The 22956-nt window shown below is 70.9% G+C and carries 21 protein-coding genes and 2 pseudogenes; 8 read left to right on the forward strand and 15 right to left on the reverse strand.

Translation table 11 applies throughout. The annotated features are described in order from the left end of the window. A partial coding sequence (locus tag T328_RS22200; RefSeq protein ID WP_496497879.1) for a helix-turn-helix domain-containing protein occupies positions 1-287 on the reverse strand: 287 nt, incomplete at its 3' end. A gap of 212 nt (positions 288-499) precedes the next feature. Between T328_RS22200 and T328_RS22205 the strand changes: the two genes are divergently transcribed. The 3 genes from T328_RS22205 to T328_RS22215 all read left to right on the forward strand — a co-directional run bounded on the left by T328_RS22205 (position 500) and on the right by T328_RS22215 (position 1728). Next, complete coding sequence (locus T328_RS22205) at positions 500-724, forward strand: hypothetical protein (protein WP_496497880.1); 225 nt, start codon at positions 500-502, stop codon at positions 722-724. A gap of 306 nt (positions 725-1030) precedes the next feature. Next, positions 1031-1309, forward strand: coding sequence for a CopG family transcriptional regulator (locus tag T328_RS22210; protein WP_496497881.1), 279 nt, complete (start codon positions 1031-1033; stop codon positions 1307-1309). After that, complete coding sequence (locus T328_RS22215) at positions 1306-1728, forward strand: hypothetical protein (RefSeq protein WP_496497882.1); 423 nt, start codon at positions 1306-1308, stop codon at positions 1726-1728. The genes T328_RS22210 and T328_RS22215 overlap by 4 nt, the downstream gene beginning before the upstream one ends. A gap of 245 nt (positions 1729-1973) precedes the next feature. Here T328_RS22215 and T328_RS22220 read toward each other — a convergent pair. The 11 genes and pseudogenes from T328_RS22220 to T328_RS22270 all read right to left on the reverse strand — a co-directional run. Then, positions 1974-2189 (reverse strand): annotated as a pseudogene (locus tag T328_RS22220) (site-specific integrase); the annotation flags it as partial. Positions 2190-2391: 202 nt separating this feature from the next. Further along, positions 2392-3846, reverse strand: coding sequence for an aldehyde dehydrogenase family protein (locus tag T328_RS22225; RefSeq protein WP_496497883.1), 1455 nt, complete (start codon positions 3844-3846; stop codon positions 2392-2394). A 14-nt stretch (positions 3847-3860) separates the two neighbouring features. Further along, the gene (locus tag T328_RS22230; protein WP_496497884.1) at positions 3861-4922 is read right to left on the reverse strand and encodes a C45 family autoproteolytic acyltransferase/hydrolase; all 1062 of its coding nucleotides are present in this window, start codon (positions 4920-4922) and stop codon (positions 3861-3863) included. Continuing rightward, positions 4919-5524 (reverse strand): FMN-binding negative transcriptional regulator, encoded by a 606-nt coding sequence (locus T328_RS22235; RefSeq protein ID WP_496497885.1) that lies wholly within the window; start codon positions 5522-5524, stop codon positions 4919-4921. Before T328_RS22235 ends, T328_RS22230 begins: the two co-directional genes overlap by 4 nt. Continuing rightward, positions 5524-6516 carry a P1 family peptidase gene (locus T328_RS22240; RefSeq protein WP_496497886.1) on the reverse strand — a complete coding sequence of 331 codons (993 nt, stop codon included), beginning with the start codon at positions 6514-6516 and terminating at the stop codon, positions 5524-5526. The genes T328_RS22235 and T328_RS22240 overlap by 1 nt, the downstream gene beginning before the upstream one ends. Continuing rightward, positions 6513-7250 (reverse strand): ATP-binding cassette domain-containing protein, encoded by a 738-nt coding sequence (locus T328_RS22245; RefSeq protein ID WP_496497887.1) that lies wholly within the window; start codon positions 7248-7250, stop codon positions 6513-6515. Before T328_RS22245 ends, T328_RS22240 begins: the two co-directional genes overlap by 4 nt. Next, on the reverse strand, positions 7247-8167 hold the full coding sequence (locus T328_RS22250; RefSeq protein ID WP_496497888.1) for an ABC transporter ATP-binding protein: 921 nt from the start codon (positions 8165-8167) through the stop codon (positions 7247-7249). Before T328_RS22250 ends, T328_RS22245 begins: the two co-directional genes overlap by 4 nt. Continuing rightward, on the reverse strand, positions 8164-8979 hold the full coding sequence (locus T328_RS22255) for an ABC transporter permease (RefSeq protein ID WP_496497889.1): 816 nt from the start codon (positions 8977-8979) through the stop codon (positions 8164-8166). Before T328_RS22255 ends, T328_RS22250 begins: the two co-directional genes overlap by 4 nt. Further along, a complete protein-coding gene (locus T328_RS22260) occupies positions 8976-9878 on the reverse strand; it encodes an ABC transporter permease (RefSeq protein WP_496497890.1) in 903 nt (300 codons plus the stop codon). Before T328_RS22260 ends, T328_RS22255 begins: the two co-directional genes overlap by 4 nt. Positions 9879-9880: 2 nt before the next feature. After that, entirely contained in the window at positions 9881-11488 is a 1608-nt protein-coding gene (locus T328_RS22265) for an ABC transporter substrate-binding protein (RefSeq protein WP_496497891.1), read from the reverse strand. A gap of 11 nt (positions 11489-11499) precedes the next feature. Then, positions 11500-13413, reverse strand: a complete 1914-nt coding sequence (locus T328_RS22270; protein ID WP_496497892.1) for a primary-amine oxidase — start codon at positions 13411-13413, stop codon at positions 11500-11502. Positions 13414-13606: 193 nt separating this feature from the next. On the opposite strand from T328_RS22270, the gene T328_RS22275 reads away from it, so the two are divergent. Further along, positions 13607-14599: a LacI family DNA-binding transcriptional regulator gene (locus tag T328_RS22275; protein ID WP_496497893.1), complete on the forward strand. Its 993-nt coding sequence runs from the start codon at positions 13607-13609 to the stop codon at positions 14597-14599. Between the two features lie 51 nt (positions 14600-14650). On the opposite strand, the gene T328_RS22280 is transcribed toward T328_RS22275, so the two are convergent. Then, positions 14651-15826 (reverse strand): acyl-CoA dehydrogenase family protein, encoded by a 1176-nt coding sequence (locus T328_RS22280; protein WP_496497894.1) that lies wholly within the window; start codon positions 15824-15826, stop codon positions 14651-14653. 105 nt (positions 15827-15931) lie between these two features. Here T328_RS22280 and T328_RS22285 point away from each other — a divergent pair, with 105 nt between their 5' ends. The 4 genes from T328_RS22285 (at position 15932) to T328_RS22300 (ending at position 22279) form a co-directional block, all read left to right on the forward strand. Then, on the forward strand, positions 15932-17173 hold the full coding sequence (locus T328_RS22285; RefSeq protein WP_496497895.1) for a CaiB/BaiF CoA transferase family protein: 1242 nt from the start codon (positions 15932-15934) through the stop codon (positions 17171-17173). Positions 17174-17358: 185 nt separating this feature from the next. Then, a complete protein-coding gene (locus tag T328_RS22290) occupies positions 17359-18036 on the forward strand; it encodes a GntR family transcriptional regulator (protein WP_496497896.1) in 678 nt (225 codons plus the stop codon). Positions 18037-18669: 633 nt separating this feature from the next. Further along, a complete protein-coding gene (locus T328_RS22295) occupies positions 18670-19317 on the forward strand; it encodes a hypothetical protein (RefSeq protein ID WP_496497897.1) in 648 nt (215 codons plus the stop codon). 364 nt (positions 19318-19681) lie between these two features. Continuing rightward, positions 19682-22279 (forward strand): type 1 periplasmic-binding domain-containing protein, encoded by a 2598-nt coding sequence (locus T328_RS22300; protein ID WP_496497898.1) that lies wholly within the window; start codon positions 19682-19684, stop codon positions 22277-22279. A gap of 68 nt (positions 22280-22347) precedes the next feature. On the opposite strand, the pseudogene T328_RS22305 reads toward T328_RS22300, so the two are convergent. Both T328_RS22305 and T328_RS22310 read right to left on the reverse strand, forming a co-directional pair. Further along, positions 22348-22515: pseudogene (locus T328_RS22305) on the reverse strand (DNA-binding protein); the annotation flags it as partial. Positions 22516-22558: 43 nt separating this feature from the next. Then, positions 22559-22807, reverse strand: a complete 249-nt coding sequence (locus T328_RS22310) for a hypothetical protein (protein WP_496497899.1) — start codon at positions 22805-22807, stop codon at positions 22559-22561. Positions 22808-22956: the final 149 nt, after the last annotated feature.

The following is a 22956-nucleotide window of genomic DNA, read 5'->3' on the forward strand; positions in this document are numbered from 1 at the left end:
GCCTCGATCTGCTCGTCCGTGACCTTCCGCGGCGGCCCCGGACGCGGCCTGTCCGTCAGGCCCTCCAGCCGGTCGGCGACGAAGCGGGCCCGCCACTTGCGTACCGTCTCCCGCGAAATGCCCAGGTCATCCGCGACCTGCGCGTTCGACAGACCCTCCGCGCAGGCAAGCACGATCCGAGACCGAAGCGCCAGCGACGCAGCAGCGGTCCGCTTCCTCAACCAGCCCTTCAACACCCGGAATTCATCATCGGACAGCACCACCGGCAACGGCTTCGGACCAGGCATCACCCCACCCTACAACCGCCAACGAAACCACGACTCAGGACACTAGCCTCGCCCTTTCATGACGGCCCGCCGGATCTTGCGGCGGGCCGTCTCGGCGACGGACCCCGACCGCCCCCATCTCCACCGAGGTTTCGCGGCGGCGGCTGTCAGAGCTGCTGCCCGTCGGCGGCAGGCCGTACGCGGGCATCCGCTTCCGTGATGACCCGGGCCGCGTGGTCGACTCGTTCGCGATCGCCTCCGATCCGCTCACCATGTACGGCCAGGCACACGGCGACCGGGTCACGACGCTGTGCCTCACGCTCTCCCCCGATGCCGCGACGGAGTCGGCGTCCGGCCTCGAACAGGCGATGCGCGAGTCCGACCTGTTGCTGGCCGACTGGTGCAACGGCCGGCTGCTGGACGCCTCGGCCATCGGCGCCTTCGTGAATCCGGCGTAGCCGCCGAGGAGCCAGGCTCGCCCGTCCTGGACTTGCTCGCTCGGCCGCTGCCGGCAGCACCGCTCCCGGCAGTACCGGGCCGCCCCGGCTCCACAGCCAAGCAGCGAGCGCCGGAACGGGAAGAAGGGTGCACGCTGCATGGGTGGCGCTGCCGCGGTCGGTCGGCATCCGCGGGGCCCGGCAACCACGAGTTCCTCTCAGCACAGCGCCCAGAGGGCCGGCGCCCTGGGGCAACTCGCATGTCGCGGCATGGCACGCGAATACCGAGCTGGTAAGCAGCTGGATACGTGGAGTATGGTCAATAGTATGGCGACCAAGAAGGTGACGGTCACGATCCCCGAGGAGCTCCTTGAGGAGATCCGCGGGGAAGCCGCCGATCGGGGACTGTCGGCGTACGTGGCAGAGGCGCTGCGCTTCAAACGCGACCGGGACCGGCTGCAGGAACTGGTGGACTGGCTGCAGGAGGAGCACGGCTCGGTCACCGAGGACGAGAGGGCGGCGGCCTTCGAGGAACTGGAAGATCTCGACGCCGAGCACGAGCGCCGCCGCGCCACCGGGAAGAACGCACCGGGAGAGGCTGCGTGACGAAGCGACGCGGTGAGCGCCGGCCGCCGCTCCGCGTCTTCGTGCTCGACTGCGAAGCCCTCTCCCTGGCCGTACGCGGCGACCGGAAGATGATCGCCTGGCTCGACCTCGCGGCCCGCGGTGAGGCCGAGATGGTGACGTCCCCTATGACGCTGGTCGAGGCGTACGACGGCAGAACCACCGAGCAGCGCTGGGACTGGGTACTCTCCCGGCTCAAGGTCGCCACCATCGGGAAGGACGAGGCCCGCCAGGCCCGCCGGCTCCTGGCCGACACCAAGCTGCACGGCCACAAGTACGCGATCGACGCGGTGCTAGCCGTCATCGCACGCCAGCAGCAAGGCCAGGTCACCGTCTTCACCTCAGACGTAGACGACCTGGTGAAACTGGTCCCGGACTCGATCGTCGTCAAGAAGATGTGACCCGCCGCTCTGGTCTCAGTTCTGGTCTCATTCAGGCCCGTTCACATCCGTACGCGAGCCTCGATCACAGCCACAGGCCGACAGGTCAGAACGGAGCCGGCCCGGCCCGGACAGCAACACGGCGAATTGGAAAGCGTGTTGGGTTCACACCCTCACGAGTTCGAATCTCGTATTCTCCGCACCCCGCCTGACCAGGCAAAACGAAGTGGCCCGCTGATCTTCAGCGGGCCACTTCGTCGTTGTCCTCAGCCGTCGTTGTCCTGGTTTTTGTCCACAGGGCGTGTCTCCGGGGGTCCCCAGATGGCATCGGCGATCTTCCGGGCCACGTCCTTGAGCATGGCGTCCGGCACGTGGAGGTACCGGGCCCGCATGCTTGCGGAGGTGCCGGGCGCCCACCCCATGATCTGGTCAATGACGCGGTCCGGGACACCGAGCAGCGTAAGCACGGTGGCGGCCGTGTGAATGACCACGAAGCCCGTGCCTGCTCTGCAATGCACCCCGACCGGTCATGTCCGGACCAGCCACACGACTCCGGAACTTGATCAAGCCCTGTCCCGGCCCAGGCTGCCTGGTTGTCGGAGGGCCGCGTGACGTTCCGCGGCGAGCCGGACGAACTGCGCGCGGACGCGGGCGCGTCCGCGACCTCCTCGCGTGCGTGCTTCGTCAGGCTGAACGCGGGAGCCCGCCGCCGAGGTACACGCTGACCGTGTGGGTGTAGAACTCCCGCGGGGCGCGACCCTGTTCGCTCGGGCCGAACCCGCTCCCCTTGAGCCCGCCGAACGGCACCGACGGGGACGTGCCGGACGACTCGGAGTTGACGTGAAGCACGCCGACGTCCAGGCTCTCGACGGCGCGGAGGACCACTCCCAGATCCCGGGTGAAGATTGCCGCCGACAGGCCGTGGTCGCTCCGGTTGGCCAGCGCGATCGCCTCCTCCACGCCGCCTGTGCGGACGGCGCCCAGCACGGGCCCGAACAGCTCTCGCCGCCAGAAGTCGGCCTCCGTCCCCGGCAGCTCAAGCAGGGTAGGCGGGGTGAACCAGCCTTCGCGGGCGTACGGGCCCGCGCCGGTGAGGGCGGTGGCGCCTTGCGAAAGCGCCAGCCGTACGCCCTCGCTGACCCGGTCCAGGGCGGCGGAGCTGACGAGCGGCCCCATCTCGACGCCGTCCGCGAGCGGATCGCCGACGACCAGGCCCTCGGCCAGCGCGGCCACCCGCTCCAGCAGTTCGTCGGCGACCTGCTCGGCGACGATCAGGCGGGAGGTCGCGGTGCACTTCTGCCCGGTGGACCGGAACGCGCCGGACGCCACCTGCTCGGCGGCGAGCTCCAGGTCGGCGTCGGCGAGCACCACCGCGGCGTTCTTGCCGCCCATCTCCGTCTGGACCGGCTTGCCGAGCTCCCCGCAGCGGGCGATGATCGCCCGGCCGACCTGCGTGGAGCCGGTGAAGGAGACGACGGACACTTCGGGGTGGTCGACGATCGCGGAACCCACCTCGCCTTCCCCGTACACGAGGTTGACCACGCCGCGGGGCAGGCCGGCCGCCTGCAGCGCCTCCGTCAGCCGCATCGCGAGCAGCGGCACGAGTGAGGAGGGCTTCCACACGACGGTGTTGCCGTAGACGAGGGCGGGGGCGATCTTCCAGGCGGGGATCGCCGCGGGGAAGTTGAACGGTGTGATCACTCCGGCGACCCCGACCGGCCGCCGCATCACCAGGAGGTTCTCGCCCGGCCGCGGCGAGGGGTAGATCTCGCCGCTCTCCCGGTCGGCCTCGGCGGCGTAGTACCGCAGCATCGTGGCGGCGTACCGCAGCTCACCGACCGCCTCCGGGAGAGTCTTGCCCTCCTCCCGGGTGAGCTCCCGGCCCCACTCCTCCGCCCTCTCCGACACCGTGGCCGCCGCCGCCGACAGCACCGCGGCGCGCTCGTGGTACGGAGCGGCGGCCCAGCCGGGTGCGGCCCTGCGAGCGGCGAGGACCGCCCGCTCCACCTCCGCCGGGGCGGCGAAACGACCGCGCGCCACGGTCTCGGACGGCCGTGCGGGGTTGGCGTCGGCGAACTCCTGACCGGCGCCGTCGATCCAGGCGCCGTCGACGAGGTTGCGGAGCTGCAATGGGGTCACCCTTCCCATGGGTCTCAGAAGTTCTGCCAGGTCGTCTCTGCCACCTGGCAGAGCCGTCCCCGGTGCACCCGCAGTCGGGCCGCGGACAGGTCGATGCTGATCGCTGCGAGGGTCGTCCACCGTTCCTGGAGGGGCAGGGCGGGGTCGGGGTGGGCGCACACCGGCGCCTCGCCGTGGGTCGTCATCGCCCGGGTCCTGGCGGTGTCGTCCGGTGCCGCCAGGGCGGCGGAGCCGTCGAGCAGGTGGGCGAGCCTGGCGTAGGTGCCGGGCCGTTCGACGCCGTGCACCTCTCCGGTCGCGAGGGCGGGGTCGAGGAAGTGGTTGGTGTGCGCGAGCACCCCGTCCTCCCGGGGGTCGACCACGCCGACCCCGGCCGGAGAGATCTCCAGGACGCGGGCGGCGTCCCGCGTGACGACCGTGAGGACGGTCGAGGCCGAGGTACGCGCGGACCGGGCGATCTCGGTGGCCTCGCCGACCGTGGTCGCCTCGTCGAGGATGCGGCGGGCGACGAGGTGGACGGGGACGCCGATGTCGGCGCTGTCGCCGGCGTGCCGCAGGATGTTGAAGTGGACGCCGAGCCCCGCGTCGGACACGCCGATCTTGGCGAGCGTGCCGGCCTCGGTGAAGGTGCGGACGACGCGGTCCGGGGAGGCCGCGTACTCCCACAGGAGGGGGGCGTCGCGCAGATGGTCGAGCCAGTCCCAGGTCTGCAGGGTGAGCGGCGGCCCCCCGTCGCGCAGCACCACCAGAGTGGAGCATTCGCCGGGCCCGGTGTCCCGCAGCGCGGCGAGGATCTCCGTGCGCGCGTTCATCGCCGCCACCTGCCACGTCTGCAGGCCCGCACCCCTGGCGACCGCTTCGATCTCCGCGACGAGGCGGGGCGCCCAGGCGGCCGTTCGCTCCAGCGCCCGCTCCGCCCACGCCCGTACGCGGTCCTCGGTGGCCCCGGTGGCGCCGAAGAGCGTGAGGTAGCCGTCGAGGTTCCGCTGGATGGCCGGGCGGTGCCGGGCCCCGAGCTCTTCGGCGGTGCCGGCGAAGGCCGGATAGCCGGTGCCGGTGCCGGTGATCGGCGTCATCGGGGATCCACCTGGTCCATGAGCGCGGCGAGTTCGGGATGCGCGTCGCGGTGGACGCGGGCCCGGACCTCGTCGTCCTTGTCCTGGCTGAGCTTGAACATCCGCTCCTCGGCGGTGATATGGACGCGGAACGCCACCACGCCGGGCGCCAGCTTGGCGAAGACCTCCCGGGATGCCTCGCTCGGCCGCCAGACCGGGGCACGGCACGACTCCACCGCCGCCACGGTCCGCTCGACGACGTCCAGCACGTCCTCGATGACCTCGATCCGGCCGGTCAGGTGGACGGCCGCGTAGTCCCAGGTGGGGACCGCCGGATCGACCGCGTACGTGGTGGGTGACACATAGCCGTGCGGTCCGCCGAACACCACCAGGACCTCGGTCCCCCGCTTCCAGTCCCGCCACTGCGGGTTGGCCCTGGCGAGGTGGCCGAGCAGGCTCGCGCCGACGAACGACTCGCCGGCCTCACCGTCGAGGAGAACCGGCGTGTGCGTGGCGACGGGAGTCCCGCCGACGGCGCTGACGAGCAACGCGAACGGGTTCTGCCGGACCAGCTCGACCGCGTGGGCCTGCGTCTCCGTGGCGAAGCGCGCGAAGCGGTGCATCAGTCGCGCCCGGCACTGACGATCGCGTCCCAGGCCAGCTCGGAGGCGAGCGTGCCCAGGCCGGCCGGCGTGACGCCGGCGAGCTCGACATCGTCCGTGGTGAGCGTGAACAAGACGTCGCCGTCCTGCTCGGTGTGGAAGGGCTGGATGCCGCGGTGCATGGAGCTGTGGACCTGGCGGCCGAACTGGTCCAGCTGCTGGTCGGTCAGCTTGACGTTGGTCACCAGCACGCTCAGCGTGGTGTTGCCCATGACCGCCGGGGCGCCGGCGAGCGCGGCGTAGTCCTCGTGGGGGTGGCGGCGCACGTCGTCGGCGTGCAGGTTGCCGCGCAGAATCGTGCCGTCCCGGTCGACGATCACACCGATCGAGTTGACCACGGTGGCGAAGAGCACCTTCGCCGTGCCGAACGTGCCGAAGGCGGCGCCCTGCCCGGTCGGCTCGGCCCGGCTGCGGTCCACCTTGCCGGCGCTCGCGCTCCGGCCGGCACCGCAGCGGCCCACCGGGAACACCCCCTCCCCGGCCGCGCGGAGCGCGGCCCTGCCGAGTTCGGCGTCGGGGTGGATCGCGGTGCTCCGCAGGGTGTAGTCGAAGATCACCGCCCCGGAGACGAGCCGCAGGTCCTCCCAGCCGGTGTGGTTGCCTCTCTGCCGCAGCAGCTCGTCGCTGACGCCGGCGGCCGCGGCGAGCCCGTACACCGAGCCGCCGGCGAGGCAGATGGCGTGGTTGACGCTGTAGCCGCCGGACAGGCCGACAGCGCCGCCGCGGGAGTCCACGGCGGTACGCGCGCCCGCCGGGATGTGGACGACGGTGCAGCCGGTCGGGCCTTCGGCGTACTCGGCGGTGCCGACGTGGACGCCCGGAAGGTCGAACGCGACCGAGCCGCGGCCCGGGCTCTCCCGCGGTGTCAGCGGCTGGTCGGCGTTGCCGGGCAGGCCGTCGGAGAGGGCGGATGCCGATGCCGAATCGTCGTTCACATCGGTCGCGTCGGTCACAGGGCCTCCAGCAGTTGGCGCGAGTACGCGTGCGCGGGTGTGTCGTAGAAGATCTCGGTGTCGGCTGTTTCGACGACCTCGCCGTACCGCATCACGGCGATGCGGTCCGCCACATAGCGGACCGCGCCGAGGTCATGGGAGATGAAGAGCGCGGCGAAGCCCTGCTCCGCCTGCAGGTCTTTGATGAGGTTGAGGATCTGCGCCTGCACGGAGACGTCGAGGGCGCTCACCGCCTCGTCGAAGACGAGAAAGTCGGGCTCGGTGACCAGGGCCCGGGCGATGGAGACCCGCTGCCGCTGACCGCCGGAGAGTTCGTGGGGGTACCGCGTCGCGAACGACGGCTCGAGGCCGACCTGCTCCAGCATCGCCTCGACCGCCGCGCCCACCGGCCGTCGCAGCACCGCCATCGGCTCGGCGATGCTCGCGCCGACCCGCATCCGCGGGTTGAGCGACCAGTGGGGGTGCTGCAGGACGGCCTGCATGCGGCCGGCAAGCTCGCGGCGGCGCTTCGGGAAGGGGCTGCCGTCGAAGGCGACCGTCCCGGAGGCGGGGCGCTGCAGGCCGAGCGCGACCCGGCTGGCGGTGGTCTTCCCCGACCCCGACTCGCCCACCAGGCCCAGCGTTTCGCCCGCCGCGACGGACAAGGACACCCCGCGCATCGCGTCCACGTGCCGGCGGCGCAGCGGCGGTCCTGAGGTGAAGGTGACCGTCACGTCGTCGAGTTCCAGGATCATGCGCTGACCTCCGGTCCTGTCGGGTGGTGGCAGAGGATCTCCCGTTCCCCGGCGGTGACGGCTGGGGGGCGCTGGTCCACGCAGACCGGGCCGGCGAGAGGGCAGCGCGGCTCGAAGGCGCAGCCCTGAGCGGCTCCGGTCAGCACCGGCGGCCGGCCCGGCACCGGCCGCAGCCGGACACCCCGTTCCGCCCGGGCCGGCGCGGAGCGGGCGAGGGCGGCCGTGTACGGGTGGACGGGATCGCCCAGTACGTCGGCGGCGGGGCCCTGTTCGACCACGCGCCCGCCGTACATGACCGCGACGCGGTCGCAGCGGCGCGCGACCGCCGGGAGGTCGTGGCTGAGCCAGAGGATGCTGGTGCCGGCCTCCGCGGCGAGGGAGAACACCGTCGTCAGCACCTCCTCGCGTACCTGGGTGTCGAGGGCGGCGGTCGGCTCGTCGGCAATCAGCAGGTCGGGGGTGGTGGTCATCGCCATGGCGACGGCCACCCGCTGCGCCATGCCGCCGGAGAGCTCGTGCGGGTAGGACCTGGCGGTATGGGCAGGGAGCCGTACCCGGTCCAGGAGCTCCGCGGAGTCTCCGCCGGCGACCTTCAGCTGCGCGCCGACCCGCATGGTGGGGTCGAGCGTCGCGATCGGGTCCTGGAAGATGAAGCCGAGCCGCTGCCTGCGCAGCTCGCGCAGCTCGCGCGGGGCGAGGTCGAAGACCGGTGCGCCGCAGACGTCCACCGTGCCTGCGGCGCGGCTCGCCGTACGCGGCAGCAGGCGGCCGATCGCCATGCCCAGCGTCGACTTGCCCGAGCCGCTCTCGCCGACCAGGCCGACCGTCTCGCCGGCCGCCACCGACAGGTCGGCGCCGTCGAGGGCCCTGGTGGCCGCGTAGTCGACCACGAGGTTCTTCACGTGCAGGACCGTCATGTCAGTGACCTCGTCTCCCTCGCCTCAAGCCGGTCCCGCAGCCCGTCGCCGACGACGTTGACGGCGAGAATGGCCAGCACGAGGACGACGCCGGGGGAGATGACCAGCCATGGGGCGGACGCCATGTAGGTGGTGCCCTGCGCGATCAGCACGCCGAGTGAGGACTGGGGCGGCTGGACCCCGAACCCGAGGAAGCTGAGCCCGCCCTCCACCGTGATGCCGACGGAGAGCGCGTACGTGCCCTGCACGGCGATGGTGCCCGCGACGCCGGGAAACAGGTGCCGGCCGAGGAGCCGGGGCAGCCCGGCGCCGCTGATGATCGCGGAGGTGACGTAGTCGCGCTGGGCGATGCCGATCGCCGCGGTGCGTACCAGCCTGGTCATCAGCGGGATCGTGACGAGCACGATGGCCGCGACGGCGGCCGTCTGGCCCGCCCCCACGACGGCGGTGACGAGGATGGCCAAGACGATCGAGGGGAACGCGTACAGCACCTCGACGACGCGCATGACCAGCTCGTTCACGACCCCGCCGCGGTATCCGGCGACGATCCCGAGGGTGACGCTGAACACTGCGGTGGCGGCGACGGCGACGGCGGAGATCAGCAGCGTGGTGCCGATGCCCTCCAGCACCCGGGGAAGGAGCGAGCGGCCCAGGTTGTCGGTGCCGAGCCACCACTCGGTGCCCGGCGGCTGCAGCCGCGGCCCGACGATCTCCTCGGGGTCGCCGCCGAGGTTCAGCAGCGACGCGAGCGCGGCGAGTACAAGTAGTCCCAGGAAGCCGAGACCGGCCAGGGACAGGCGGTCGAGTCTCATGCCCGCCTCCCGCCCAGGCGCGGGTCGATCAGGCCGACGGCCAGATCGATCAGGATGTTCATGACGATGAACACCGCGGCGGCGAGCAGCACGCCCGCCTGGACGACGGCGTAGTCCCGCCGGCTCACCGCCTGGACCACGTACGACCCGATGCCGGGCAGGTTGAAGACGTACTCCACGATCAGCGCGCCCCCGAGCAGATGGGCGGTGACCGTCGCGAGCAGGGTGAGGACCGGCGCCGCGGCGTTGCGCAGCACGTGGTGGCGGACGATGAACCACGGGGTGTGGCCGCGCGCCACCGCCGCGGTGATGTGCGGCTCCACCAGCACGCCCATGACGGCGTCCCGGGTGGTCCTGGCGGTCACCGAGACCGCGAACAGCGACAGGACGGCGGCGGGCAGCAGATAGCCGTCGACCTGCAGCCCGTACCGGGAGAGCAGGAAGACCGCGAAGCTGCCGAGCGCGAACTCCGGGACGCTGACCCCCAGCCCCGACAGGATCCGGCCGACCGAGCCGCCCCGGCCGCGCAGCGCGGTGAGGACGCCGAGCGGCACCCCCACCACGACGGCGATCGCCACCGCGTAGCCGGTGAGCCGAACGGTCCCCGGCAGCCGGTCCAGCAGCTCGGTGGTGACCGGGGTCTGACTGATCATCGAGCTGCCGAAGTCGCCGCCGGCGACCGCGCCGAGCCAGTGCAGGTACTGCAGGAGGACCGGCTCGTCGAGCCCGTAGCGGTCGGCGAGCTCGGCCTTCTGCTCCCCGGTCGCGAACGGGCCGAGGATGGTCTCGGCGAACCCTCCCGGCATCAGCCGGGCCGCCACGAAGATCAGGGCCGAGACGGCGAGCAGCGTCACCAGCGCGCTGAGCAGCCTGCGCAGCCACCACAGGAACAGCCGCATCGCTACTGCGCGCCCGTGATGCGGAAGTCGTTCACCAGCCGGAGCACGTTGCCGTAGCCCTCCGTGGCGTACAGGCTCGGGCTGAGCAGGTCGGTGCGGTAGGCGACCGTTACCGGCCGGGTGACCAGCGGGACCATCTGCGAGTCGGCCTCGACCGCGGCGGCGAAGTCCTTGAGCGCGGCCTTGCGCCCCGCGCCCGCGGGCTCCTGGTTGACCTGGGTGATGAGCCCGTTGAGCTCCTTGTTCGGCTTCATGAAGCCGACGTTGAACCCGGCGGCGGCGGGGTTCCACCACTGCGCGACCATCCCGGCGTCGGCGTACCCGGCGAACCACGACAGGGCGGCGTCGAACGTGCCCGGGTCGTCGCCGTAGACCTTGCCGGACCAGCTCGCCTCGTCGAGCTGCTCGATCTTCATGCTGATCCCCGCCGCCTTCAGGTCGCTCTGCATCACCTGGGCGACCGCCGGCGCGGGCTCGGTGGAGTAGATCGTGAGCGTGAACGACAGGTCCTCGGCCCCGGCCTCCGCGAGCAGCTTGCGGGCGCCCTCGGCGTCCCCGCCGGCGGCGGGGGCGGCGGCGCCGGGCAGCCCGACCGGGGTGGCCGAGGTCGCCTTCCCCTTGCCGCCGAGGGCGACCTCGGCGATCTGCTCGCGGTCGATGGCCATGTTGACGGCGCGGCGTACCCGCTCGTCGGCGAACTTGGGGTTCTTGGAGTTGAGCATCAGGTAGTAGAAGTCGGTGGCGGACTGGTCCGCCACCTTGACGTCCGAGGCGCCGGCGAGCATGTCGGCGCTGTCGACGTTGCCGAGCACGGACATCGCGGCGCTGCCGTTCTGCACGGCCGCGACCCGGGCGGATTCCTCGGGCGCGATGGTGATGTCGACGCCGTCGATCGCGGGCTCGCCCTCGGCCCAGTACTTCTCGTTGCGCTCGAACGTCCACGACACGTCCTGGCGGTGGTCCTCGACGACGAACGGGCCGGTCCCCAGGAGCTCCTTGGCCGGGTCGACCGACTTCGCGTCGATCTCCTTCATCGGCAGGATCGCTGCCGGGACGTTGGCGAGCGCGGCCAGGAACGGCGTATAGGGAGCGCTCAGCTTCACCTCGACCGTCGCGGCGTCCTTCTTCGTCACCTTCTCGACCGGGCCGAGCTGGGCCCGCCACACCGACTCGGACGCGAGCAGCCGGTCCAGGCTGCCGACGACGTCGTCGGCGGTCATCTCCCGGCCGTTGGAGAAGGTGACACCGTCCCGCAGGTGGAAGACGTACGTGGTGGGGTCGGGCGTCTCCCACCGCTCGGCGAGCAGGGGCTCCACGCCGGCGTCGGGGCCGATGGTGGTCAGCGTCTCGTAGCTCAGCGACAGCAGCTGCCAGGTGCTGGCGACATCGGCGAGCTGCGGGTCATAGCCGGTGGCGGCGTCGCTGTCGACGCCGACCTGCAACTCCAGCGTCCCGCCCGGCTGCGCGTCCGAGTCGGCGACGGCGAGATAGCCCGGCTTCGCGGTGGTCTTTCCGTCACCGTCACCGTCACCGTCGGTGGGCGTGGCGGCCGTACAGGCGGATACGACGAAGAGCACAGCGACGGCGCCGCCGGTCAACCAGGATCGCATGGGGGCCCTCTCTAGTGACATGGACTGGTGGTGGGGCTGGCAGTGGAGCTGGGCGGCACGTCGAGAGTGGGGTTCCGGTCGAAGAACCCGACCGGCTTGAGGACGAATCCGCAGGTGTCGACCGGCATGACCGGCCAGTCCTCCGGGCGGGGGAAGTGCGTGAGCCCGAAGGTGTGCCAGAGCACGAGGTCCTGGCCGTCGATATCGCGGTCGGCGGCGGTGTAGGCGGGCAGCCCGGCGCCGCCGGGGTGCTGGGTGACCAGGTCCCCGGCCGGGTAGCGCTCGTCCGGGTGGTAGCGGGTGACCCACAGGTGCCTGGTCGCGAACTCGGCCCGGGCGCGGATCGAGGACCCCTCCTGCGCCAGCAGCGTCGGCTTGCCCTCCGGGTAGAGCGCGTAGCCGACCGGTTCACCCAGCCGGTTCGTGACGGCCGGGTTGACGACGTGCCACGTGCGCTCCCGCGGCATGTCGGCGTCCCGGACCGCCTCGGACTCGGTGCGCAGCCGGGTGGCCCTGCGGCCGAACGCGTTGCCGTGCGGCCCGCCGAGGGGTTCCACCTCGACCTCGTCGACGGCGTTGACCGGGCCGTCGACCGTCATGTCGAGCCGGGCGCCGAACAGGTGCTGGTGGTAGGGGGCGGCGAGGCCGGGAGCGACCTGCGAGGAGTACGGCCGCGCACGCTCGTCGTAGGCGCCGGTGAAGACGATCCCGGTCGCCTTGACTTCGAGTTCGATGGTGCCGTCGAGGTAGAGGTACCAGTAGAACCCGTAGTCGTAGTTCCCGACGGTGACGAAGAAGGAGATGACCAGCCGGCGCTGGCGGCGGGTCTCCCGGGACCCGTTCGCCGGGTCGGTGTGCTTCCACAGCACGCCGACATCCTCTTCGTGCATGCAGAGCGCGTTCTGCTTCACCACCGGGCGGCCGTCGTCCCCGGCGACGGCGACGTCGAAGTAGGTGATCTCGCCGAGGCAGTCGCAGCCGAGCTCAAGGCTGTTGACGAGCTTGCCGAGCTGGTACTCGCCGGTGTCGAAGTAGTTCTGCCAGAACCGCACGGGGCTGGGGTCGCCGTACGGGACCACCATCTCGGCGACCGACGCCCGGTAGACGATCGGCCGGCCGTCGAAGCCGAGCTGGTGGAGCACAAGGCCCTCGCGCATGTCGTACCCGACGCGCACGGTCCACTTCTCCCAGGTGACGACGCTGCCGTCGACGGTGAAGCTGGGACCCTCGGGCTGGGTGATGTGGATCGGCTTCTGGGAGGTCCGGAACTCGGTGTCCAGGTGGTAGTCGCCGGGCTCGGCCGGGATCGGCACAGGACCGGTGTCGACGACCTTCAGGACCTCCTCGGTCATCAGGTCGATGTAGGCGACGAGGCCGTCGATGGGGTGGGCCCAGGGCAGGCTCTCCTCGGTCGGCTGCAGGTGGGCGAGGACCCGGGCTATTCGGCGGCCCTCCTCCGCGGGCAGGTCGTAGTGGCCCGAGCTGAGGGCGGCGACGTAGACCTTGCCGGGGTCGGTGACGCCGCGACAGGCGAGGGCCCTGCCCCACTCCTCGTCGTCCAGCAGCACGCGGCGTACGAGTTCGTGTTCCGCGTCGAGCATCGGCACCTGGCCGTCGGCGACCGGATCGATCGACGCCTTCGCGAGGACCGTCCCCTCGGTGAGGCAGACGGTCACGTCGTAGGCGGTGTTCTTTCCGGTGCTCCCGGTGCCGAGGTCGAGCAGAAGGGCCCGGACCCGCCGGGGCGCCGGCTCGCCGGCGAGCACCGCCTGCTTGTCGGGTTCGGCGAGACCGAGGTAGGCGACGCGGACGTGCTCGCCGAGCACGCCGGCCTCGGCCAGGATCTCCCGCGCCGTCTCGAACTCGGCCGCGCTCAGCGGGTCGAGCGGATGGGGGGTCGTCCCCGTACCCAGGAATCGGGCCATCTCTCGTGTCTCCTGCCTCGCTCGCCTTGCTCTGCCTCACTTGCCGGAACGTTCCGGCAAGAGGTGAGCAACGTACGCGGTCCATGGGATGGGAGGCAAGAGATGTCACCCGTCGTTAACGCGGCGAACTGGCGTGAAACACGATGCCCGTGCGGACTGCTGGGGCATCCTCTCGTCGTACTAGCATGCGGGCGTGCGCCCCGACATGCAGGTCACCATCCACGCCGTCGCGCGAGCGGCCGGCGTGTCCAAGACGACCGCGTCCGACGCCCTCCGCGGCAGCGGACGGGTCTCCGAGCGCACCCGGACACTGGTCGTGCAAGTCGCCGACGCGCTCGGCTACGTCCCCAACGGCTCGGCCCGGCACCTGCGCCGGGCGAGCACCGGAACGATCGGCCTGCACCTCCCGGAGGTGCTCACCCGCTCCAGCTACTACATGGCGTTCGTCTTCGGCGTGGTGGAGCGGGCCGCCGAGCGCGACTACGACATCACCCTGATCACGTCGGGGCGCCGGCGCACGCCCAGAGCCGACGGCCTGCTGCTGGGCGACCCCCTCCTCGGGGACCCCGTCGTCGAGCAGTTGATGGCGTCCGGGCTGCCGACCGTGACGTGCGAGCGGTTCCCCGGCACCCGGCAGGCGGACGGCATCGTCTGGTCGAGGCACGCAGCCGAGGTCGGCAAGCTCCTCGACCACCTCCGGGAACGGGGAGCCTCACGTCCCGCGCTGATCGTGACGGGCGGCGAGAGCGACTGGGCGGCCAGCGTCCACCACGGCTACCGCGAGTGGTGCGCACACAAGGGCGTTCCCGCTCAGGTACGGCAGGTCCCGTTCGCCGGACGTCGGGACGACATACAGGCCGCGACCGGGGATCTGCTGGACGGGTCAGGGCCGGATGTCGACGCACTGGTCTGCGCCCCCACCGGTGCCGCCGCCGAGGCCCTCCCCGCCATCAGGCGGGCGGGCCGCACGGTCGGCGGCGATCTCCTGCTCGCCTCCTGTGTCGACAGCCCGGCCATGCGGATGGCCGACCCGCCGATCACCTCGATCGACCTGCGCCCCAAGGAGGCGGGGGTCGCCTGCGTCGAGTTGCTCTTCGACGTGATGGCGAGCGATGTGCCGAGCCCGGTCGAGCGGGTCCATCCCGTACGGCTCAACGTCAGGGCATCGACTGCGCCGAGCGGCTGAGCGGCCCCCCGGCCTGGCGGGCAACTCCAAGATCCCCGCTTCAGAGTCAGGCTAGCGGAAGGCGGCCTCCCCGGTGAGCGCGTTGCCGACGACCAGGGTGTGCACCTCGCTGGTGCCCTCGTATGTCAGCACCGACTCAAGGTTGTTGGCGTGGCGCAGCACCGGGTACTCCAGGGTGACGCCGTTGGCGCCGAGGATGGTGCGGCACTGCCGGGCGATGTCGAGCGCCTCCCGCACGTTGTTGAGCTTGCCCACGCTGACCTGCTCGGGGGTGAGCTGCCCGGCGTCCTTCAGCCGCCCCAGGTGCAGCGCGAGCAGCATGCCCTTGCCCAGCTCCAGGGACATGTCCGCCAGCTTCTGCTGGGTCAGCTGGTACGAGGCGAGCGAGCGGCCGAAGACCGTGCGGTCACGGGCGTACGAGAGCGCCGTCTCCAGGCAGTCCCTGGCGGCCCCGAGCGCGCCGAAGACAATGCCGAACCGGGCCTCGTTCAGGCAGCCGAGCGGGCCGGACAGACCGCGGGCCGCCGGCAGCAGCGCGCCGGCCGGAAGCCGGACGTCCTCAAGGACCAACTCGCTGGTCACGCTTGCCCGCAGGGAGAGCTTGCCCTTGATCTCGGGGGCGCTGAAGCCGCGCGTGCCCGCGGGCACCAGGAAGCCCCGGACGCCGTCGTCGGTGCGGGCCCATACCACCGCCACATCGGCCACCGAGCCGTTGGTGATCCACATCTTGGTGCCGTTCAGCACCCAGTCGGAGCCGTCGCGCTTGGCGGTGGTGCGCATGGCGGCCGGGTCCGACCCGGCGTCCGGCTCGGTGAGGCCGAAGCAGCCGATCCTCTCCCCCGCCGCCATGCCCGGCAGCCACTCCTGCCTGTGCTCCTCCGAGCCGTACTTCCCGATCGCGTACATCGCGAGCGACCCCTGCACCGACACCAGGCTGCGCAGGCCCGAGTCGACCGCCTCCAGCTCCAGGCAGGCGAGGCCGTAGGACACGGCGTTGGTGCCAGCGCAGCCGTACCCCTCCAGGTGCATGCCGAGCACGCCGAGTCCACCCAGCCTGCGGGCCAGTTCGCGGACGGGGACCGCCCCTTCCTCGAACCATCCGGCGACGTACGGGCGCAGCTCGCGCTCCCCCATCGTCCGCACGGTCCGGCGGATCTCGCGTTCCTCGTCCGTCAGGAGCCCGTCGACGGCAAGCAGGTCGAAGGGGTGCACAGGCGATGACTTCATCTCGGCCTCCAGACAGCTGAAGCGGGTATCGAATATTGGATCCAGTATTGAATATATCTCCAACGTTCCCTAGGTTTCTACGGAAGACGGGGAAGGGAGAGCCGCATGCGACCAGGTCAACCGCTCCCCGGCGGAGCCCTGGAGGGCCCGGAAGCCGCTGAGGCCCGGGAAGGTGCACTGTCCGGGATCGTCGTCGCCGACTTCAGCCGGGTCCTCGCGGGCCCGTACATGACGATGCTGCTGGCCGACCTCGGCGCCGATGTCATCAAGGTCGAACGGCCGGGGTCCGGGGACGACACCCGCGCCTGGGGTCCGCCCTTCGCCGGCGGCGAGGCCACCTACTTCCTGGCCGTGAACCGCAACAAGCGCTCCCTCACGCTCGATCTGCAGGACGAGCACGACCGGGAGACCGCCCGCGCGCTCGTCGCCCGCGCCGACGCCCTAGTGGAGAACTTCCGGCCCGGCACCATGGACCGGCTCGGGCTCGGGTACGAGGAGCTCCGCATCCTCAACCCCGGCCTGGTCTACTGCTCGGTGACCGGCTTCGGCGCTGCGGGAGGCGCCCGGCTGCCCGGCTACGACCTGCTCGTCCAGGCGATGGGCGGGCTGATGAGCGTCACCGGCGAGCCGGGCGGCCAGGGCACCAAGGCGGGGGTAGCGCTGGTCGACGTGATCACCGGGCTGCACGCGGGCCTCGGCGTCCTCGCCGCCCTACGGCACCGGGAACGCACCGGCGAGGGCCAGCGGGTGGACGTCTCGCTGCTGACCTCGCTGCTGTCCGCACTGACCAACCAGGCGTCGGCGTACGTCGGCGCGGGCGTGGTGCCGCAGGCGATGGGCAACCGGCACCCGAGCATCGCCCCGTACGAGGTGCTCCACGCCAAGGACCGCCCGCTGGTGCTCGCCGTGGGAAACGACCGCCAGTTCCGGGCGCTGTGTGCCCGGCTCGGCCGCGCACGGCTCGGCACCGACCCCCGCTTCGCCACGAACACGGCACGGGTCGCCCACCGGGAGCAGCTGATCGACGAGCTGGCCGGCCCGCTGGCCGAGCGCACCGCGGACGCCTGGTTCGACGAACTCACGGCGGCCGGGGTGCCCTGCGGCCCGATCAACGACCTCGCCGCGGCCTTCGACCTCGCACAACGGCTCGGCCTGGAAGCCCGAGTCCGGGTCGAAGAGCCCCGTCATGGCACACCGGTCGACCAGGTCGCCAGCCCCGTCCGCCTCGGCGCCACCCCGCCTGCCTACCGCAAGGCGCCTCCGCGGCTCGGCGAGGACACCGAGGCCCTGCTCGCAGAGCTCGGCCTTCCCTCCCGTAGAGCAGGGGCCACCGACGCGGACGCGTAACGACCCGGGGAGCAATAGCCCGCGGGCCCGCGACGCCGGCTACGCGCCCTCGCTGCGTACAAAGTGCGGAGGCGAAGCAAGCGAAGCGCACCTGACGCCCCGGGTCGTAGGAAGATGTACGGGGTCAAGGTGTACGGGGTCGGCTCCGGGGACCGGCCATGGGACTCGACGAGAGGTGACGGGCGATGAGCGGCGCTGTGCAGCGGCGGCGGCCCCCGACCGCCCAGCAGTTCGTCCTGGACGAGCTGCGGCGCGCCATCACCGGCGGGGAACTGCAGCCGGGCACCCCGATCCGGCAGGACGCCCTGGCCGAGCGGCTCGACGTCAGCCGCGTGCCGCTGCGCGAGGCGCTGAAGATCCTCGAGGGCGAAGGGCTGGTCGTCCACCAGGCGCACCGCGGCTACTTCGTCGCCGAGCTGTCCCTCGCAGACCTCAGCGAGGTCTACCGCATCCGGGAGATCCTGGAGGCGGAGGCCGTCCGGGCGGCGGCCGTCCGGATGGGCCCCGAGGCCCTCGCCGAGACCGTCGCCGCCCTCGAGGAGGCCCAGCTCCAGGTCGAGCAGACCGGCGCGGCCGGGGACGTCGCAGCCATGGCAGCGGCGAACCGCCGTTTCCACTTCCTGCTCATCGAAGCCTCGGGAATGCCCCGGCTGGTACGGCTGATCGGCACGCTCTGGGACGCGACCGACGCGTACCGCTCCCTCTACTACGCCGAGGCCCCCAACCGCGAGCGGGTCCTCCACGAGCACCGGACAGTGCTCGAAGCGCTGCGCGACGGCGACGTCGAGGGTGCCGTACGGCGCCTCGACGAGCACCGCGCGCACGCGGTATCGGCGCTGCGAGAGGTCCTCGGCTCCCCGTGACGGGCCGGGGAGGCCACCCTACGAGGATGCGAGGCCACGCCACGGCGGTGGCGCCGTGGCGCAGGGCTGGTCTTCCTCGGCCAAGCCCGACCCGGAGAAGGCGGAGGTCACCGGCTACTGCCCGCATGCCCTGCCGCGCGACGATCACGCCCGACGGCAGCACGCCCGCGAGCGCCTTCCCAGAAGTAGGGGTTCAGTTTACAGAACTGTACTTCTATATATAGGGCCGGCATGGATAAGCCTTCCGATGTGCGGCTCCGCATTGTCCTTCATGGGCCGGCTGCTGTCAGGAAATGCCCCCCTGCGCGGACGGGCAGGGCTGGAGTTGGCCGTCCGCCCTCTCGACCACCGGCTCGCCGCCGAGTTCTGGGACATCACCGACCCCCACCTGGCCATGAAGGTGCATGCGGTCGTCGGCGGCACCCCCGCCTACCGACGCGAGTTCGCGCGCGGTGACACTCCCGAGGGGCCGGACGACTTCGACGACTGGATCGTCCGCACCGTCCTCAACCCCGAGACCCCCCTCTTCCGCGAAGCCCGCTACTTGCTCGCCGAAGAACCCGACTCCGCGACACCGCCCTGTACCTGTCCGTTCTGGCCGCCGTCGCCGATGGCAACGCCACGCGGGGTGGCATGGCCGGCTATCTGGAGCGCAAGGCCACTGACGTTGCACATCCCATCAATGTGCTCGAAGACGCGGGACTGCTGCACCGTGACGCAGACGCCTTCCGCGACAATCGGCCGACTTACCGCATTGCCGAACCATTGATCGGCTTCTATCACGCGATCATGCGTCCGGTCTGGGACCAGCTTGAACGCCCAGGAAGCGCGCCGCGGGTCTGGCAGGCCAGCCGTCGCCGCTTCATGAGCAATGTCCTCGGTCCCCATTTCGAGCAAGTCTGCCGCGAGTGGGCCCTGCACCATGCCGGTCCCGGGCTTCTGGGCGGCCTGCCCGCCCGTGTCGGACACGGCGTCGTCCACGATTCCAAGGCCCGCATCGGCCACGAGATCGACGTGGCGGTCATCGGAGTCGCAGACGGCACCAAGCCGCCCCTCCTGGCCATCGGGGAAGCCAAGTGGAACGACACCATGGGCATGGCCCACATCGAGCGCCTTCGGCACATCCGCGACCTCGTCGCGCAGGCCGGACGCTACGACACGACCGGAACACGACTCATCTGCTTCAGCGGAGCGGGCTTCAATGACAAGGCGTACGCCGCAGCAGCAGCCGACCCGGACGTCCAGCTGATCGACCTGGCGACCCTCTACGGCCAGGTCTGACGCATGCGTACGTCTTCTGCCCGGCAGGGGACAAGGATGAACACCTCCCGTTGCCGGCGTTGTGGCGCGCCAGGCGCCATCTCCTCAACGAGGGCGTAGCCCGGCTCGGCACCTCAGCGCGGGAGGGGTCCCCGCACTCACCTCAGACACTACGAGTGGGTAAAGGACCTATGCGGCGACACGTCCGGTTGCCACACTGACGGGTCCAACATCCGGAGATCTGTGGGACGTTCGGCTCCACGAGTAGGAGCCGGGGGAGACGACGATGTCTTGGCACTCTGTGGTTCACGCGTTCCGGTACGCCGCCGCTCCGTGGCGCGAGGGAGACCCAGACACACCGGATCGGAAGACGAAGGCGCGGGTCGTGGTGCCGCCCCTCGTGGTGCGCGCCGCCGGGGAAACCGGGCAGGCGGTGGAGACCCTGAAGAGGGTCCTGAACGATGACGACGGGCGGTGCGTTGCCCACGTGCGCACCACCGTGGGCGCGAACACCTGCTCGCCGCACGATTCCGTCACGCCGCTGTGTGACACCGTCGTGCCGGACGAGGTGCGAGGCGGCGTGGTGGAGCGGACGGGCCGGTTACGGCTGCCGAACTACTCGCTGATGTGCGACATCGTCAAGCGGGCAGGGGATGAGGAACTCCAACAAACCTGTTTGCGTGACTTCTGTTTCGAGCGCGAGCGGGAGCGGCGGCTCATCTTGCGTGTGCTGTGGAAGCTGGGAGGTACACAGGCCGACGGGGTCGCACTCGCCGGCCTGTGGAATACGCTCAGCGGCTGGCTCTTCCAACTCTGTCCCCGGTGGTGGTGGGAGCACGGGCTCACCCGCCACCTCCTGCGGTCGAACCGAAGGCGGCACGGCTGGTATCGGTCCGCGACGGGAGAGAATGCCCGGGTCTTCGCGGTGGACTTCTTCAAGCATGTCGAGCCACGCGTGAGCGGCCTCCTGAAGGGCGGAGACGCGCACAGCGGGTCGGTGGCGGAGCGGCAGCGGGAGCTGGACCGGCTCCTGCTGCACGCGCTGCTGGCCGATCTGGCGCGCTGGGCTCGACCGACGCGTATCGCGCCGTGGCGGCGCCGACGGGTGACCCGCTTCGTCTTCCTGATGCACCTGCCCGATGAGGGGATGGCGGCGGGCAACCGCTGGGAGCACTTCTTCGAGGAGTGCGGCTCGGCTGCCCAGGCAACCCGATGCGGTGCGGCGCTGTGGGCCGCTGTCGGCCCGCCGAACGCCGCGATAGCGGGCGCTGACACAGAGCTGGACGCCGCCGCTGCCGTGCTCAGATCAGGCCAAGCCGACACCCACGACGACGTCCGGCCACTGCGGGTCTCGCTGCCGGCAGATGCGGAGCAGCCCAGGGTCCTGCCGGTGCGGCGCATCAGGTCCTTCCCCGGGCCGCGCCTGTGGGCGACTGCTCAGACGCTGGCCCTGGTGCCGATCGTCGCTCTCTTCATCTGGGCCGTCGGGACACTCTGGCCGCCCGGCCCGGAGCCCGACCCGGCCTGCCTCGGCGGCTCGTCGCCCGATCGGGTCGCCGGTTCCCTCGGGGACCCGGCGGACAGGGACCTTCTCAGCCTGTACAACGAGGCGCGGAAGATGGTGCGGGAGGAAAACGCCCGGGCAGAGCAGGCGGCGGCACAGGGCAGGACGGTCCGGACGATCGCCTACATGGCCGTGCCCGTCAGCACCGACTGGGATGAGGAGCAGCAGCGGTCGGACGGAGCCGTGCCGGAGCTGCGCGGCATCGCCCTGGCCCAGCGGCATCTGAACGACGAGGCGCGCAGCGACGACCAGAAAGTCTGGCTGCGCGTGGAACTCCACGATGCCGGTGAGGGATACCGGGACGCGCCCGATGCCGCCCGCGAGATCGTGGCGCAGACCGAGTCCGATTCCGACGAACTGATCGGTGTGGTCGGTATCGCGCAGAGCTGGGACACCACCCAGGAGGCGGTGCAGATCCTCAGCGCGGCGCAGATCCCCACGATCGCCACCAACGCCACGGCAGACGAAATGCAATCGGGCGTCTATTTTCACCAGATCGCACCGCCCAGCAGCCGTGAGGCGGAGATCGCGAGCGCGTTCGCACGTCATGCCAACATCGTCAGGGACGCCTCGGCCGGCTGCGCTCCCGCCGAGGCGGCGGTAGTGGTCCAGGACCCGAACGACCTGTACAGCATGTCCGTCGGCACCAGCTTCAGCCAGGCGTTCGCAGGTGACGGCGGGGGCAGCGTGCAACGTCTCTGGTATTCCCCCGAGCCCGGCTCCCCCAGGCCAACGCCGCCGACGGACGCCTCGTGGGAGGAGAGCGTGCACGGCGTGGCCGAATCGGTGTGCGAGCGGATCCAGCGAAATCCGGACACGCACACCACCGTGTACTGGGCGTCACGGTCGCGCGAATTCGACGCGTTCCTCAACGACTTCGAGGACTCGACGCCCTGCGCGGGGGACACCCTGACGGTGGTAGGAGGCAACGAACTCACGAACGCCGCCCTCTCCGGGATGTATGAGAACCCCTCGTGGCTGCGTCTGTACCACGCCGTGCACGTCCTGCCCGTCGGCCAGTCGCTCAGCAACATATCCCAGAAGTTCAATACCACTTATGCGCGGGAGTACGGGAAGGAGGACCCCTGGCGCAACGACGGGCATGCGGCACTGGCGTACGACACGATGCAAATGATGGCGGAGGCCGCGAACGAGGCGTACCGCAGGACCGACGGGCAGAGCATCAATCGCGCGAGCGTACAGGTCATCCTGACCGGGGGCATCGGAAAGGCCGGCGCCAGCGGCGACATCCAATTCCCCCAGAACGAGCCGGTTTCGCGGGACAAGCCCCTGGTCATCCTGTACCACACCGACAAGGGCTCCGAGCCCGTGCTGCGGTGCGGGGCATTCACGCCGAACGACGGTCCGGTCACGGAATGGGGCCCACACGGAGAGTTCGCCTGCCCGCCCGACAGGTGACATGCCACGGGCTGAGATCAAACTCCGCTTCCAAGCGAAGCAAGCTCAGGTCACGGGGCATGTCATGGTCACAGCCCGATCAACCGGACCTTGCTGCCGCACAGCCGGGTCATGTCATCGACATCCGACGTGAGGATGGCGACCGGGCCAGGCTGACGCAAGGCCGCTTCCGCGAGGGTGGCGTCGATCGCGTACTTGTGTCCGTGCAGACCGGCGCCCTTGAGTAGTTGCGCCGCGACAGCCCCTCACTGTCCAGGACAACAGTCTCCACGTGCCCGCTCACGCAGCGCTCGCGCCGCCGGCGGCCTGCGTCGTACCGAAGATCCGTGCCCGCGCCTCAGCCAGCTCTTCTTCACTGAAGTCCCCGTGCTCGTCTGTGTGGCTGCGCAGCTCGGCCCCCAGAAGCTGGTGCCGGATCTGTCTGGCGACTGCTTCGGCCACGTAGCCGGAGATGTTGTCCGTGATCTTCTTCAGCTCCGCCACCTGCTCGGTGGGGAGCGTCACCGTGATGCGCGTGGTGTCAGCCATAGCGACAAACATACTGCGGTATGCGCACAAGGTGGTCTCTGCTCCCCGCGGCAGGTCCGGTCGGCTGTGGCCTCTTCGACCAACGCCTCCAGCGCGGCTGGATCCCAGGTGCTCACAGCCTCACCGTAGCGCTGCACCGTACGGCTGAG

Source organism: Streptomyces sp. CNX435, from assembly GCF_059570575.1.

Excerpts from the sequence above, each read along its gene's own strand:
- T328_RS22210 (WP_496497881.1), top strand. The coding sequence starts at position 1,031 with ATGGCGACCAAGAAGGTGACGGTCACGATCCCCGAGGAGCTCCTTGAG.
- T328_RS22230 (WP_496497884.1), bottom strand. The coding sequence starts at position 4,922 with ATGACGCCGATCACCGGCACCGGCACCGGCTATCCGGCCTTCGCCGGC.
- T328_RS22235 (WP_496497885.1), bottom strand. The coding sequence starts at position 5,524 with ATGCACCGCTTCGCGCGCTTCGCCACGGAGACGCAGGCCCACGCGGTC.
- T328_RS22245 (WP_496497887.1), bottom strand. The coding sequence starts at position 7,250 with ATGATCCTGGAACTCGACGACGTGACGGTCACCTTCACCTCAGGACCG.
- T328_RS22250 (WP_496497888.1), bottom strand. The coding sequence starts at position 8,167 with ATGACGGTCCTGCACGTGAAGAACCTCGTGGTCGACTACGCGGCCACC.
- T328_RS22255 (WP_496497889.1), bottom strand. The coding sequence starts at position 8,979 with ATGAGACTCGACCGCCTGTCCCTGGCCGGTCTCGGCTTCCTGGGACTA.
- T328_RS22260 (WP_496497890.1), bottom strand. The coding sequence starts at position 9,878 with ATGCGGCTGTTCCTGTGGTGGCTGCGCAGGCTGCTCAGCGCGCTGGTG.
- T328_RS22265 (WP_496497891.1), bottom strand. The coding sequence starts at position 11,488 with ATGCGATCCTGGTTGACCGGCGGCGCCGTCGCTGTGCTCTTCGTCGTA.
- T328_RS22270 (WP_496497892.1), bottom strand. The coding sequence starts at position 13,413 with ATGGCCCGATTCCTGGGTACGGGGACGACCCCCCATCCGCTCGACCCG.
- T328_RS22280 (WP_496497894.1), bottom strand. The coding sequence starts at position 15,826 with ATGAAGTCATCGCCTGTGCACCCCTTCGACCTGCTTGCCGTCGACGGG.
- T328_RS22285 (WP_496497895.1), top strand. The coding sequence starts at position 15,932 with ATGCGACCAGGTCAACCGCTCCCCGGCGGAGCCCTGGAGGGCCCGGAA.
- T328_RS22290 (WP_496497896.1), top strand. The coding sequence starts at position 17,359 with ATGAGCGGCGCTGTGCAGCGGCGGCGGCCCCCGACCGCCCAGCAGTTC.
- T328_RS22295 (WP_496497897.1), top strand. The coding sequence starts at position 18,670 with ATGGCCGGCTATCTGGAGCGCAAGGCCACTGACGTTGCACATCCCATC.
- T328_RS22310 (WP_496497899.1), bottom strand. The coding sequence starts at position 22,807 with ATGGCTGACACCACGCGCATCACGGTGACGCTCCCCACCGAGCAGGTG.